The organism is Lutimaribacter pacificus (assembly GCF_900142185.1).
GTDB classification, from domain to species: domain Bacteria; phylum Pseudomonadota; class Alphaproteobacteria; order Rhodobacterales; family Rhodobacteraceae; genus Lutimaribacter; species Lutimaribacter pacificus.
Window position 1 is genome coordinate 385,661 of the sequence record NZ_FQZZ01000004.1, and the last position, 13,031, is coordinate 398,691.

At 61.5% G+C, this 13,031-nt stretch carries 11 protein-coding genes; 4 read left to right on the plus strand and 7 right to left on the minus strand.

Translation table 11 applies throughout. The features are described 5' to 3' along the window. The first annotated feature begins 630 nt into the window (after nucleotides 1-630). Nucleotides 631-2,589 (plus strand): flavin-containing monooxygenase, encoded by a 1,959-nt coding sequence (locus F3H87_RS13295; RefSeq protein WP_149788247.1) that lies wholly within the window; start codon nucleotides 631-633, stop codon nucleotides 2,587-2,589. Between the two features lie 73 nt (nucleotides 2,590-2,662). Here the strand turns inward: F3H87_RS13295 and F3H87_RS13300 are convergent, their stop codons facing one another. The 6 genes from F3H87_RS13300 to F3H87_RS13325 form a co-directional block, all read right to left on the minus strand. Next, nucleotides 2,663-5,122 carry a heavy metal translocating P-type ATPase gene (locus F3H87_RS13300; protein ID WP_149788246.1) on the minus strand — a complete coding sequence of 820 codons (2,460 nt, stop codon included), beginning with the start codon at nucleotides 5,120-5,122 and terminating at the stop codon, nucleotides 2,663-2,665. 114 nt (nucleotides 5,123-5,236) lie between these two features. Beyond that, the gene (locus F3H87_RS13305) at nucleotides 5,237-6,004 is read right to left on the minus strand and encodes an SDR family NAD(P)-dependent oxidoreductase (RefSeq protein ID WP_149788245.1); all 768 of its coding nucleotides are present in this window, start codon (nucleotides 6,002-6,004) and stop codon (nucleotides 5,237-5,239) included. A 73-nt stretch (nucleotides 6,005-6,077) separates the two neighbouring features. Then, nucleotides 6,078-6,995: an NmrA family NAD(P)-binding protein gene (locus F3H87_RS13310; RefSeq protein ID WP_188129202.1), complete on the minus strand. Its 918-nt coding sequence runs from the start codon at nucleotides 6,993-6,995 to the stop codon at nucleotides 6,078-6,080. A 94-nt stretch (nucleotides 6,996-7,089) separates the two neighbouring features. After that, nucleotides 7,090-8,028 carry an alpha/beta fold hydrolase gene (locus F3H87_RS13315; RefSeq protein WP_149788243.1) on the minus strand — a complete coding sequence of 313 codons (939 nt, stop codon included), beginning with the start codon at nucleotides 8,026-8,028 and terminating at the stop codon, nucleotides 7,090-7,092. 99 nt (nucleotides 8,029-8,127) lie between these two features. Further along, nucleotides 8,128-8,742 (minus strand): TetR/AcrR family transcriptional regulator, encoded by a 615-nt coding sequence (locus F3H87_RS13320; RefSeq protein ID WP_149788242.1) that lies wholly within the window; start codon nucleotides 8,740-8,742, stop codon nucleotides 8,128-8,130. Next, nucleotides 8,739-8,921, minus strand: a complete 183-nt coding sequence (locus tag F3H87_RS13325) for a hypothetical protein (protein ID WP_149788241.1) — start codon at nucleotides 8,919-8,921, stop codon at nucleotides 8,739-8,741. Before F3H87_RS13325 ends, F3H87_RS13320 begins: the two co-directional genes overlap by 4 nt. A gap of 428 nt (nucleotides 8,922-9,349) precedes the next feature. On the opposite strand from F3H87_RS13325, the gene F3H87_RS13330 reads away from it, so the two are divergent. The 3 genes from F3H87_RS13330 (at nucleotide 9,350) to F3H87_RS13340 (ending at nucleotide 12,530) form a co-directional block, all read left to right on the plus strand. Further along, the gene (locus F3H87_RS13330; protein WP_149788240.1) at nucleotides 9,350-10,327 is read left to right on the plus strand and encodes an ABC transporter substrate-binding protein; all 978 of its coding nucleotides are present in this window, start codon (nucleotides 9,350-9,352) and stop codon (nucleotides 10,325-10,327) included. A 114-nt stretch (nucleotides 10,328-10,441) separates the two neighbouring features. Next, nucleotides 10,442-11,476: an ABC transporter permease gene (locus F3H87_RS13335; RefSeq protein ID WP_149788239.1), complete on the plus strand. Its 1,035-nt coding sequence runs from the start codon at nucleotides 10,442-10,444 to the stop codon at nucleotides 11,474-11,476. Nucleotides 11,477-11,486: 10 nt separating this feature from the next. Beyond that, the gene (locus tag F3H87_RS13340) at nucleotides 11,487-12,530 is read left to right on the plus strand and encodes a quaternary amine ABC transporter ATP-binding protein (RefSeq protein ID WP_149788238.1); all 1,044 of its coding nucleotides are present in this window, start codon (nucleotides 11,487-11,489) and stop codon (nucleotides 12,528-12,530) included. 184 nt (nucleotides 12,531-12,714) lie between these two features. Here F3H87_RS13340 and F3H87_RS13345 read toward each other — a convergent pair. Beyond that, nucleotides 12,715-13,031, minus strand: a 317-nt coding sequence (locus tag F3H87_RS13345) for a cupin domain-containing protein (protein WP_188130048.1), incomplete at its 5' end; no start/stop codon positions are given.

Genomic DNA, 13,031 nt, shown 5'->3' on the forward strand with positions numbered 1-13,031 from the left:
GAAACCGCTCGCAACCATGCGCGGCCCGGCATGTGCCGGGCACGAGGTTCAGCACACCGATTGCGCCCGTTGCCGGAATACCCAATTCGCTTTCGTCCCCTCCTCCCGATCGGCACCATGACCTCTCGACAAAAATCTACCGATTGGTAGAAATGTCTTATACAAAGTAACGCGCCTGTCAAGGGCTCCTTTTTCACGACCGCCCGCTTCGACGGCGGACGGCACCTGCGGACAGGCCGACCTTAAGTAAGGGAACCACATTCCGGCGCGGCATCGCGCCCTGCCCCATGATTGTCGGCCCTGCCCACCCAACAGATTGCGGGCCGCTTTCGCGGCATGGCCTCTTGCCAGAACGGTTCAACCTTTCTTAACCCCTTCGATGTCAGGCCAGATGCACAGGGGGAACAACCTCATCCATCAGTGCGGAACATATGTCCTCCCGATCGCCCTCTTGCTAAATCTACCGCTTGGTATATTTATGTAACGAATCGGAGGAGTATCACCAACCTTTACGTATCGGCTGGGCATGGCCAAATGGCCCGACGCCCGGACATATTCCCCGGGCACGTGAGGAAAGCCGTACCCGGTCACATCATGCAATTCGCACCATCCCAGGGAGAGTTCTTCTAAATGAATGAAAAGCCCAATGATCGTAAGAAACTTGAGAACGCACTGGAACATGCCGATCTCAGGGTTTTGCTGATGGTTCTGTATCACGTGACCGGTGACGAAAAATGGTTGTCAGAACCCTACTGCCCGACACGCGACGTTACCGTGATTGCCGATATCAATGCCGGCTTCGACCCGGAGCAGCAGGCCGGGATTCGCCACGCGGCGGCTGACATCCTGTCGCGCGATGCAAAGCCGGCAATAACCGATCCCGGCAACGAACTGATGCTGCGCATGATGCGGCATTGCCTGAACGAACAGGTCCCGCCGGAATATGCCGAAATGATGCGCGAGGAGGTGGGCTTTGCCTCGCGCCTTGCCGAATGGCACGATCCCGGGCGCGCCCGGCAAAAGCTCGGGTCGCGCAAGTTCCGCGTCGGGATCGTCGGCGCCGGTACCGCCGGCATTGCGCTGGCCACGAACCTGAAAAAGATCGGTGTGGATTTCGTCGTGTTCGAGCGCGCGCAAGAGGTTGGCGGCACCTGGCGGGAGCACACCTATCCCGGCTGCAGCGTCGACACGCCCAACCACGCCTATTCGTTCTCGTTCGGCAGCCGCTATTCCTGGAGCCGCTATTTCGCCTCGCGGGACGAGATTCAGGATTACATATGCGGGATCGCCGACGAAACCGGCATCCGGCAGAATATCCGCTTCTCGACCACCGTGACCTCTGCCGCCTGGAACGAGGATCGCGGCATCTGGGAAGTGGGCATCGACGGCCCCGACGGGCATGAAACGGCAGAGGTCGATGCCCTGGTCAGCGCGATCGGCCAGTTGAGCAAGCCCTACAGGATGCCAATCAAGGGCGAGGAAACGTTCACCGGACAGCTTTTTCACCCGATGCGCTGGCCCACCAATCTCGACCTGTCAGGCAAGCGCGTCGTCGTCGTGGGCACCGGTGCCTCGGCCATGCAGATCGTGACCACCATCGCCCCCGAGGTCGGCCACCTGTCGGTCTATCAACGCACCCCGCAATGGGTGCGGCCGATCCCCCGCTATCACGATCCGATCGACGAAGATCAGCAATGGCTTCTCAAGACCGTGCCGTTCTACGCCGAATGGTTCCGCCTGACGATGCTGTGGCGCTATGGCGACGGCCTTCTGCCGACGCTCAGGAAGGACCCGGACTGGCCCCACCCGACCCGTTCGGTCAATTCCACGAATGAACGACACCGGGTCCAGATGGTCGACTATATCAAGGAGCGCCTTGCCGGGCGCGAGGATCTTCTGGACAAGGTCATTCCAGGCTATCCCCCCTATGGAAAGCGCATCCTGCTCGATGCCGGCTGGTATGACACGCTGCGCCGGACGAATGTCGAACTCGTCACCTGCGGGATAGATCATATCGAAGGCGACACGCTGGTCAGGTCCGACGGCACGTCGGAACAGGCGGATGTCGTCATCCTGTCGACGGGCTATGACGTCAACACGATGACCAGCGGCCTGAACATCACCGGTCGCAACGGGCAATCCCTGGCCGATACCTGGGGCAAGGACGATCCCTTCGCCCATCTCAGCATCTCGGTGCCGGGGTTTCCCAACCTGTTCATCATCAGCGGGCCGAATACCGCGCTTGCCCATGGCGGCAGCGGCATCTTCATGAACGAGTGCATCTCGCGCTACATCGCTGACTTCATCACGCACATGGTCGAGGACGACATCCAGAGCGTCGAGGTCACGCAAAAGGCCGCGGACGAATACACTGCGCGCGTCAATGCAGAGCACGAAGGGCTCGTCTGGACATCGCCCGGGCTCGACAGCTACTACCGCAACTCCAGGGGGCGCGTCACCTCAGCCAACCCCTGGCGCATGGTCGATTTCTGGTCGATGACCCACCAGGCAGACCCGGAAAACTACCACGTTACCTACAGACATCAGGCTGCGGCGGAGGCCGCACAAAAAGATGGCAGTTGGGGATGATGCCGGCCCGGAACACCATCGGCCTAGATTTTAGATGGCCCAGTCTGGAATGGCGCCACCGCGGCCCGCTGGGTCACAATTTCTGCGCCCTGAGTCGCAGCGCATTGCCGATGACTGACACCGACGACAGGCTCATCGCCGCTGCTGCCACGATGGGCGACAGGAGCAAGCCGAGGAACGGGTAGAGGATACCCGCCGCCAGCGGAACGCCCGCCGTATTGTAGACGAAGGCGAAAAACAGGTTCTGGCGAATGTTCCGCATCGTCGCCTCGGCCAGCTTGCGCGCCCGCACGATGCCGCCCAGGTCGCCCTTGACCAGCGTGATTCCGGCGCTTTCCACCGCCACATCCGCGCCGGTGCCCATGGCGATTCCCACATCGGCCTCCGCCAGCGCGGGGGCGTCGTTCACCCCGTCACCGGCCATGGCGACGGACAGGCCCTCTTCCTTCAGGCGGCGGACCAGGGCGTTCTTGTCTTCCGGGCTTACCTCGGCATGGATTTCGTCGATGCCCAGTTCTTTCGCCACCGCCATGGCCGTGGCCTCTGCGTCGCCGGTGGCCATGACGATGCGCAGGCCCAGGTCGTGCAATGCACGGATGGCCCCGGGCGTCGTTTCCTTGATCCGGTCGGCCACGGCAACCAGCCCGGCGGGGCGGCCATCGACCGCGACGAACATCGCCGTCTTGCCTTCGGCCTGAAGCGCCCCGGCGCGCTCGGCCAGCTTACCGGGCTCCACCGACAGATCGGCCATCAGCGCGGCATTGCCTAACGCCACCTTGCGGCCTTCGACCATGCCGGTGACGCCCTTGCCGGTCACGGCCTCGAAATCGCTGCTGTCCTTTACCGGTGCGCCACGATCCTGCGCTCCGGCGACGATGGCCTCTGCCAGCGGATGCTCGGACCCACGCTCCAGCGCGGCAGCAAGAGAGAGCAACTCGGCCTCATCGAAACCCTCCGCCGGTTCGGCATCGGTCAGGGTCGGCTTGCCTTCGGTCAGCGTGCCAGTTTTGTCGACAATCAGCGCATCCACCCTGGCAAAGCGTTCCAGCGCCTCGGCATCGCGGATCAGCACCCCGGCATTGGCCCCGCGCCCCGTCGCCACCATGATCGACATCGGCGTTGCAAGGCCAAGCGCACAGGGGCAGGCGATGATCAGCACCGACACCGCCGCGACAAAGGCATAGGACAGCGCCGGCGACGGCCCGAATATCCACCATGCGACGAAGGCCAGCACAGCCACAACGACCACGGCGGGCACGAAATATTCCGACACGCGATCCGCCAGCGCCTGGATCGGTGCGCGCGACCGCTGTGCCTTGGCCACCATTTCCACGATCCGGCTGAGCGTCATATCGCTGCCGACGTTCCGCGCTTCCATCAGGAAGCTGCCGGATTTGTTCAGCGTGCCGCCGGTGACGTCCTCGCCCGTGGTCTTTTCGACGGGCACCGGCTCCCCGGTGAGCATGCTTTCGTCGACCGAGGAGCGTCCCTCGGTCACGATGCCGTCCACCGGAACGCTCTCACCGGGCCTGACCCTCAGAATGTCGCCGGATTTCAACTCATCCAGCGGCACGTCCTCCTCGGTATCGCCCGACACTCGCCGCGCGGTCTTGGGGGCAAGGTCCATCAATGCGCGGATTGCATCGCCGGTACGCTCCCGCGCGGCCAGTTCCATGACCTGCCCGATCAGCACCAGAACGAGAATCACCGCCGTCGCCTCGAAATAGACCGGGACCATACCGCCTTCGCGCATCTGGTCGGGCAAAAGGCCGGGCGCGATCAACGCCACGATGCTGAACAAATAGGCCGCCCCGGTCCCGAGGGCGATCAGCGTCCACATGTTGGGCGAACGGTTCACGACAGATGCCCAGCCCCGCTTGAAGAAGGGGCGACAAACCCAGACCACCGGCGTCGCCAGCGCGAACTGCAACCAGCCAAACGCCGTGTGGCCGATCCAGTCGGCGAAGGGAATGCCGATATGGCTGCCCATCTCAAGGACAAACACAGCCAGCGCCAATGGCGCGGTGATCCACAGCCGCCGCTTGAAATCCACATATTCCGGGTTCGGCCCGCTGTCCGCCGATGGCGTCAGCGGCTCCAGCGCCATGCCGCATTTCGGGCAGTCGCCGGGATGGTCCCGCACGATCTCGGGGTGCATCGGGCAGGTGTATTGCGTGCCTTCGGGCATCGGCTCGGGTGCGAAACGCCCGCCGAGGTATTTGTCGGGATCGGCCTCGAATTTCGATTGGCATCCGGCGGAGCAGAAATAGAATCGCTCGCCCCCATGCTTCGCCACATGCGCGGCACTCGCCCGTTCGACCGTCATGCCGCAGACCGGGTCTTTGGCGGTGCGGTAGGCTTCGGGATCGGCCAGGAACTTATCCCTGCATCCCTCTGAGCAAAAGTGATAGGTGTGGCCGTCATGCTCTGCTGCCGGTTTTCCCGCCTCCGGGTCGACGGTCATGCCACAGACGGGATCGCGGATAATCTCCTGGGCGCCATGGTTCTGATGATGTGTATGGGCACCGGCCATAACAAATCCTTTCCCTGGAAGAGGATGATGGACCTGCAACGTAGGGCTTCCAGCAGCAGGAAGGTCAAGGGCCGCACAGAGGCATTGACTGTTGCTCGGGATACCCGGTCGTACTCAGCCGGGATAGACGGCCAGCTTTTGAAGGGTTTCCAGCATCTGTGCCTTGTTATAGGAAACATAGTCTGCGTCCGTCACGGCAGGATCGGCGGCAATACCGGCAGAGACAAGCCCCACCTCCTCATTTGTCACCCAGTCGGGGTCGATGCGTTTGCGCGCGCGCGTGACGACCGGGCCCAGGATCTGCGCCGCAATGCGGTTGCTTTCTCCGGCCTCGACAGACAGGACACGGCGCATCATCAGGAGTGCCGCCTGCTGCATGCTGATGATCGAGGCGCCAGGCACGGGTTCGACCGCGCTGCCGCCAAGGATCAACTGGTAGCTGCCGGTCTGTGGCAGGTGCGGAATCCAGGCCCGCGCCATCGCTGCATGGGCGGTCGTCATATCCACGAAATAGCGCTGCCACTCTTCCGGCGAAACATCCCACAAGGGCTTGCCCTGCCACCAGCCACCGATTGAGGCGACAACATCCGTAACCTGCCCATATTGCCCGGTGATCCGCGCGGCCAGGGCCTGCGCGTCGTCAAAGCTGCCGTAGTGGCCTGTCACGATATGCAGGTTCTCGGGCTGCCCGAGATCAGACAGCACGTCTTTGAACTGCTCGGCCCGTCCGTCGGTGCGCGTCGGCACGATCACCTGTGCCCCGGTCTTCAGCCAGGCACGGACGATGCCCTCACCGACATCGCCGGTTCCGCCGGCGATAACGGCCTGGCGCTGGCTGAGATCGGGATAGAACGCGTTGTCGAGGTTGATGGTCCCGGTCATGTGTCAAACTCCTTTCGCAGATAACGGTGTACGGCGCCCGTCAGGGCTTTTGCATCTCTTCGGGCGTGGCGGGTCACAAGCCTTCGTCGCGTACATAGTCGGCGACGGCCATCGGTTTGATGTGGGGGTAGCGGTCGTTCTCGATCGACTGAAGTTTCACCTTCCCCGACAGCAGTGCCCGCCAGTACATCGGTGGCAGCCAGGCGAACATGTTTTCCGGCTCCGCCTGCATGCGTTGCCGGATTTCATTTTCGAGATCGTCCAGAGATCCCATGTTTTTCACGGTTATGGATTTGCCGGAACCCTCTTCATATGCTTTCACAAGTTCGGCGAAAGTCAGGCTTTCGCCCGCAAACTGAACCGTGGCGGGAACGGGCCTATCGTCGACCGCCACCTCGGCCGCGAACCGCGCGGTGTCGGGATAGGTCGTAAAGTCCATCCTGGCGCTGCCATCCCCCCACAGGAAAGCGTGCCCCGCCGACAGGTCGAACGCACCGAGGAAACCGAACAGGATCGTGCGGTCCGCGAACGCACCGATCTGGATCTGTACGAGCTCCACATCGCCGCGCACCTCCTCGGCCGCGCGTTCGAAGGCGTGCAAGATGTCGGTGTTGGCATTCTCGCCGGCATCGAGACCGGAGATATCGTAGGAAAAATACGACGGGATGAAGCGCCGCACCTCGGCACGGCGCGCGGCTTTGAGCAGGCGAAGCTGACCTCCGAGCATGGCATCCTGACCGACGACGGCCGAAACGACGCAATAAGCACCGCTCATGGCTTTGTCCAACGTCCCATCGGTATCCTCGTCCTCGAGGTCGAATTCGACGATTTCGACACCCTGACCGCGCATCGCCGAAACTTTTTCAAGGCTTTCCGGGCGCACGAGCAACCGCAGCGTCACGTCCGGTTTCTCCAGCAGGGCCTTGGCGATCAAAGAGCCCAAGTGCCCTGTTGCCCCTGCCAGCACGATGATTTTGTTGGTATCGGACATCTTCATAATCCTTCGATTTGTCTCTTCCGGTTTCACCTGGCGTGTTGGCCACGCCGGGCAATGACAGTTGTCGGAACATCCGGCGGCGGCACGCCTATCTCGCGAAGAAATCGAGCAGAGCCTTTAGCAAGGCTTCCGGTTTTTCCTCGGCGGGGAAGTGGCCGCATTCCGGGATGATCAGCGACTCGACCTCTGTCGCCAGGGCCTTCTGCTCCATCTCCACCAGGGGCCCGCAGGCGAGCGCGCCGGAAAAGGCGAGAACCGGCACGGAGACCTTGGTTTCCTTGTGACGACGCACCTGCGGGATCGTCTCGTCCATCGCGCGGTAGTAGTCGAAGCCCGCCTTCAGGGTGCCAGGCACCCTGCGAAGCTGCTCGATATAAAAGTCGCGGGCATATTTCGGCACTGCGTCCTCAGAGGCTGCCTTGGTCGCGAACTGATAGCTGAAATATATGTCCTCGCGTCCCTCGACGAGCCGCTCGTTCACGTCATGCGCGCGATTGAACGCAAAGTGCCACAAAAAATCGCTCATGCGGCGGTCGTCAGGGATCATCTCCGGCGACGGCGAGGCACCGGGAATCGTGCCCTCGCCAAGGGCCATACGTCTGATCCGCTCAGGATGTGCCGCCGCCATCGCATAGCCGACCATGACGCCGATATCGTGACCCGCCACAATGAACTTGTCATGGCCGAGCGCATCCATCAGGTCGAACATGTCCGTCGCCAGCGTATCGACATCGAAGCCATCCGCGGGCTTGTCGGACAGGCCAAGCCCGCGCGGATCGACCGCGATCACGGTATATCGCTGGGCAAGCGGCAGCATCAGGTAGCGCCACGCGAACCAGTTTTGCGGCCATCCGCAATGCAGCAGCAGCGGTTCGCCACTGCCGCCAATCACGGCGTGCAACCCGGTCCTGCCGGTGTCGACGCGATAGCTCGTGAACGTATCGGCGAACCCGTCGGGCAGTCGCGGAACATTCGTGACGGAACCGAACCCGGCCAAGGGAGTAATATGCTCGGAAGCAACAGCCATGAGGTTGTCCTTATTATATGCGCCGATTTCTATTCTGGGCAGCATATAAGTAACCGACGGGTCGCGTGCAATGAATTATATGCTGGTCATTACAAAACTTTACTGTTCTGTAAAAAGCCGTTCGCAAAACAGCCTTGCGCTGTTCTGGAGCAAGCCTTTTTCGATGCCGTCGATTGCCTCGATCGAAAGACCGCCGAAAAAGGTCAGCACACATTCGGCAAGCCTCACCGGATCGCTGCCAGAGGGAAGATCGCCCGCTTCGATTCCCAGGATCATCCGTTTCACAAGTCGGTTGCGGAACTGGCACCGCTGGTCGCGCAAGAAAACGCGCACCGGATCGTCAGCGTTGCCCAGAAGGTTCGAACCGGCCATCACGAGACATCCGCGCTGCGGTTCGCTGGCCACAAATGCGTCGATCGAGGTCAGCAGCATTGTCTGCACCGCCAGACGGATATCGGCAATCTGATCCAACGCCCGCCACGCAGGTTCGACTTCCGAGTTGATATAAAGCTGGACGGCCTCGCGGAACAGGTTCTCCTTGGAGCCGAAAGCGGCATAGATGCTGGGCGACACGATGCCCATGGCATCGACCAGCTGCGTCATCGACGTGCCCTCATAGCCATGCGCCCAAAAGACCATCAAGGCCTGACGCAACGCCTCGTCGCGGTCAAAACTACGCGGCCGCCCCCGGCGTGCAGGCGATATTTCGGTCACGGCTTGCTTCCTTGCATGGCAGAGATTGCAACGGGCTTCTGCACGAATGATGCCGCCGCATCGGGCGCCACGGAAACCGGTGCCGAAGAAGAAAAGACCAGGTTCTGAAGAATGTTTCGCACCAGAGTCATAAAAATTCCAACGCAGTTAAGGCCGCCCGGTCGGCGATATTGATCCATTTTCCATATCACGGACCGTATCCCCTGTTTCTCAGAGCAGCGGGTATGTACCGCACCTGACATGAGTCTGCCAGAAACTCTACACCCAGACCGAACGCAGCGACGAGTTGATGGCCAAACAGGGCAGCCCAAAAGGAAAAGCTTGAGATCGGGAAAAATGCCAGCGCACGGAAGACTGACATCAGGGAAAAGCTTTAGCTTCCCGGGACTTCGGCCACTTCGCATGCCCCCCATCAAGGGTAATCTATTATTAATATGACGTAAAACCTTACCCCGATGGTTTGCACCTCGAAGTAATTTGGCGTATCCGTGGCATGAAACCTGATAGCCCATCCCCTTGTAGCCGTAGGAGGACACCTCGCTTCTCGCGGGCTACGGGGCATTTTTCATGGCGTCAGGTTGCCTTGAGGAAACAAAAGGAGTTTCGCATGTTTACGCTTCGTATCACCGCTGCCGCCGCGCTGGCCCTTGGGATTGTCCCGATGGCCGCGACGGCACAGGACGCCTGTGGCGAGGTCTCGATCGCCAAGATGAACTGGGCCGCAGCCGACGTCACCACCAATATCGCCAAGTTCCTTCTGGAACAGGGTTATGGTTGCGATGTCAGCCTCGTGAATTCCGATACGATCCCCGCGATCACCTCGGTTGCCGAAAACGGCGAGCCGGATGTCGTCACCAACCTCTGGCTGAACTCGGCCGGCGATGCCTACACAAAACTGGAATCGAACGGCACCATGAAACGCCTGACCAGCGTGCTGGAGCCGGGCGGGGTCGAAGGCTGGTGGATTCCCGCGGCGCTGGCCGAGGAACATCCCGAACTGACCACCATCGAGGGCATAATGGAAAACCCCGACCTGGTCGGCAACCGCTTCAACAACTGCCCCGATGGCTGGGGCTGCCGCGTGGTGTCGGACAACCTGGTGCGGGCACTGGACCTTGAATCGTCGGGGATAGAGGTGTTCAACCACGGCTCGGGCGAAACGCTGGCATCGTCGATGGGCGCGGCCGTGACCGATGGCGATGCGTGGTTCGGATATTACTGGGGCCCGACCGTGCCGATGGGTAAATACGACATGACCCGCGTCGACTTGGGCGACTACAACGAAGAGGCGTTCCAGAACCTTCAGAACCCGGACACGCCAGATCCGCAAGTGTCGGATTTCCCCGCGGCGCCGATCCTGACCTCGGTCACAACCGCGTTTGCCGAGTCGAACCCGGAGGTCACCGAGTTTTTCACCAACATGACCTTTGAAACCTCGATGATGAGCGGCCTTCTCGCGTGGCAGGACGAAAACAATGCCTCCGCCGAGGAAGTGGCCGTTCACTTCCTGAGCGAAAATCCCGACGTCTGGTCGGCGTGGATCAATGACGCGGCCAAGGAAAACCTGAGCGCCCTGCTCAAGTGACGGGGCGGAACGGGCACCGTTCAGTGTCCTTTGGCGGGGCCGGTTCTTTCTGGCCCCGCTTCTTTTTTGGAAATTCAAGGAAGGGCGGGCCGGCGACGCGGGCCTGAGAGTGTGATGGCAACCTACGACTGGTTCTTCGATTCTGTCGGCCTGCGGGGATGGTGCGACGAGGGCGGTGCGGACGGCCCGATGACGATGGCGGACCTTCTGGCCAAGACCAGGGGGCAGGAAACCGAAACCTCGCTTTGGGACGTTCCCTTTCCGTCGCTCGATGCGCTGCACGATTCCTGCAAGGCGGTCCCCCAGTCCCGCGATTTGACACAGGGGCTCGAGGCCGGGTTCCTGGGTATTCGCGATGCACTGCGCGTGGTCATCGACCCGTTGACACAACCCCTGAGCTGGATGTTGCGCGAAATGCTGTCCCTGATGACGCAATCGCCGTGGTGGATTGTCATTCCGGTTCTGCTGGTCATCGTCTGGGCAGTGGCCCGGTCGTGGAAGATCGTGGGGTTCATCGCCCTGATGATCGGCCTTCTGGCCTTTGTCGATCACTATCACGAAGCCATGCAGACGCTGGCGATCATATTCGTCTGCGCCGCGGTCTGCGTGATCGTCGGTGTCCCGATCGGGATCGCCATGTCACGCAGCGACCGGATGCAGCGCATGGTGATCCCGGTTCTGGACATGCTGCAAACCCTGCCGCCCTTCGTCTATCTCATTCCGCTGATCTTCCTGTTCTCCGTCACGGAGCCAAAGCTCTACGGTATTGCGATCATCCTTTACGCCATCGTGCCGGTGGTCCGCCTGACCGATCTTGGCATCCGGCTGGTCGACAAGGACGTGATCGAGGCGGCCGATGCCTTCGGCATGACCAACCGGCAAAAGCTGTTCGGCGTGCAGATTCCGCTGGCGTTGCCCAATATCATGGCCGGTGTGAACCAGACCATCATGATGAGCCTCGCCATGGTCGTGATCGCCTCTCTGGTCTCGGCCCCCGGTCTCGGGGTTCTGGTGCTGCGCGGCATCCGCAACCTGGAACTGGGCGTGGGGCTTGTCGCGGGGTTCGGCATCGTCGTGCTGGCCATCGGTCTGGACCGCGTAACCAAGGCATCGCTGGCCCGTATCGACGCCAGCCAGGCGAACCGCTGAGGAGGTGAAGATGGAAAAGACAAACGACATCAAGGTTTCGATCCGCCACCTTTACAAGATCTTCGGCGCCGATCCGCAAGCGGCGCTGGCCCATGTCAAGGCCGGCGTGGGCAAGCCCGAACTGTTGGAAACCTATAACCATGTTCTGGGGTTGCAGGATATCAACGTGGATATCCGCGAAGGTCGGATAACCGTTATCATGGGCTTGTCGGGATCGGGAAAATCCACCCTGATCAGGCACCTGAACCGCCTGATCGAACCGACGGCGGGCGAGGTTCTGTTCGATGGCGAGAACATCCTGGAATGGAATGACGCCCGCATCCGCGATCTCCGGCGCAAGAACATGTCGATGGTGTTTCAGAAGTTCGCGCTGCTGCCGCACCGGACGGTTCTGGAAAACGCTGGCATGGCGTTGGCCACGCGCGGCGTTGCGCGCCAGGAATATCAGGCCGAGGCAACCAGGTGGCTCGACCGCGTCGGGCTGCAGGGTTTGGGCGACCAGTATCCGCACCAGTTGTCGGGCGGCATGCAGCAACGGGTGGGCATCGCCCGCGCGCTGGCCTCGAACTCGGACATCATGCTGATGGACGAGGCGTTCTCGGCCCTCGATCCGCTGATCCGCACCGACATGCAGGATCTGCTGCTGGAGTTGCAGGCGGAGTTGCACAAGACCATTGTCTTCATCACGCATGACCTGGACGAGGCGCTGAAACTGGCCGACCATCTCGTGATCCTGAACGATGGCGCCGTGGTGCAGCAGGGTGAGCCGCAGCACATCCTCCTGCACCCCAACGATCCGTATATCGAGGACTTCGTGGCCGATATCAACCGCGCGCGCGTGCTGCGCGTCCGCTCGATCATGCGCGAGGGGGAAATCGACGGCGCATTCTCGGGCGATGTCGACCACGAGGCCAACCTGGAAAGCGTGATCGCCCGCGCCGAGGGCGCGCTCGACCGCCGCTATCGCGTGATGCGCGGTGAAACACCCGTGGGCGTGCTGGAAATGCCCGACCTCATGCGCGCCCTCGTCCCCCGTCGCGCCAGCGCAGCGTAAAAGCACCTGCAGGCGCGTCACCCTGCTTTGTGCCTGCCAGTGGCGGAGCAAGAGTCCGCCACTGGTGACCGGGTCTTGCTTCGCGGCTTGCACCCCGGTCGAGGCTATCGGCTACATTATCGCCTACGGACCCTGCCAGGCGGATGCGGCAAATCCAGCTTCGGCCCGAATATTGCTGGCAAAATCAGATACGGAACAACGGTTGCAACAGACGCGGCAGGAACGCGTTGAATTTCAGGGGCATACTCGTCGCGGCGAGACAGATGCAGGGCGGGCCCTCACCCGCCATGGGCGTATGCTCCAGATCCTGATCCGCAACCTCAACGTCACCGATGCCAAACCGGCCGGTTGCATCGCTGAAGCTGCCCTGCAGAACGAGAGTGAGTTCCAGCCCCTTATGGCTATGTGTGAACGGCGGAGCAATACTCGGCCACGGTAGCGACGGCATAGTGTTGTCGCGGGCGGCGTAAAAGTCGTCCACTTTTGCCCTTTCGGATTTCG

Excerpts from the sequence above, each read along its gene's own strand:
- F3H87_RS13330 (WP_149788240.1), top strand. The coding sequence starts at position 9,350 with ATGTTTACGCTTCGTATCACCGCTGCCGCCGCGCTGGCCCTTGGGATT.
- F3H87_RS13305 (WP_149788245.1), bottom strand. The coding sequence starts at position 6,004 with ATGACCGGGACCATCAACCTCGACAACGCGTTCTATCCCGATCTCAGC.
- F3H87_RS13300 (WP_149788246.1), bottom strand. The coding sequence starts at position 5,122 with ATGGCCGGTGCCCATACACATCATCAGAACCATGGCGCCCAGGAGATT.
- F3H87_RS13310 (WP_188129202.1), bottom strand. The coding sequence starts at position 6,995 with ATGTCCGATACCAACAAAATCATCGTGCTGGCAGGGGCAACAGGGCAC.
- F3H87_RS13325 (WP_149788241.1), bottom strand. The coding sequence starts at position 8,921 with ATGGATCAATATCGCCGACCGGGCGGCCTTAACTGCGTTGGAATTTTT.
- F3H87_RS13335 (WP_149788239.1), top strand. The coding sequence starts at position 10,442 with ATGGCAACCTACGACTGGTTCTTCGATTCTGTCGGCCTGCGGGGATGG.
- F3H87_RS13315 (WP_149788243.1), bottom strand. The coding sequence starts at position 8,028 with ATGGCTGTTGCTTCCGAGCATATTACTCCCTTGGCCGGGTTCGGTTCC.
- F3H87_RS13340 (WP_149788238.1), top strand. The coding sequence starts at position 11,487 with ATGGAAAAGACAAACGACATCAAGGTTTCGATCCGCCACCTTTACAAG.
- F3H87_RS13295 (WP_149788247.1), top strand. The coding sequence starts at position 631 with ATGAATGAAAAGCCCAATGATCGTAAGAAACTTGAGAACGCACTGGAA.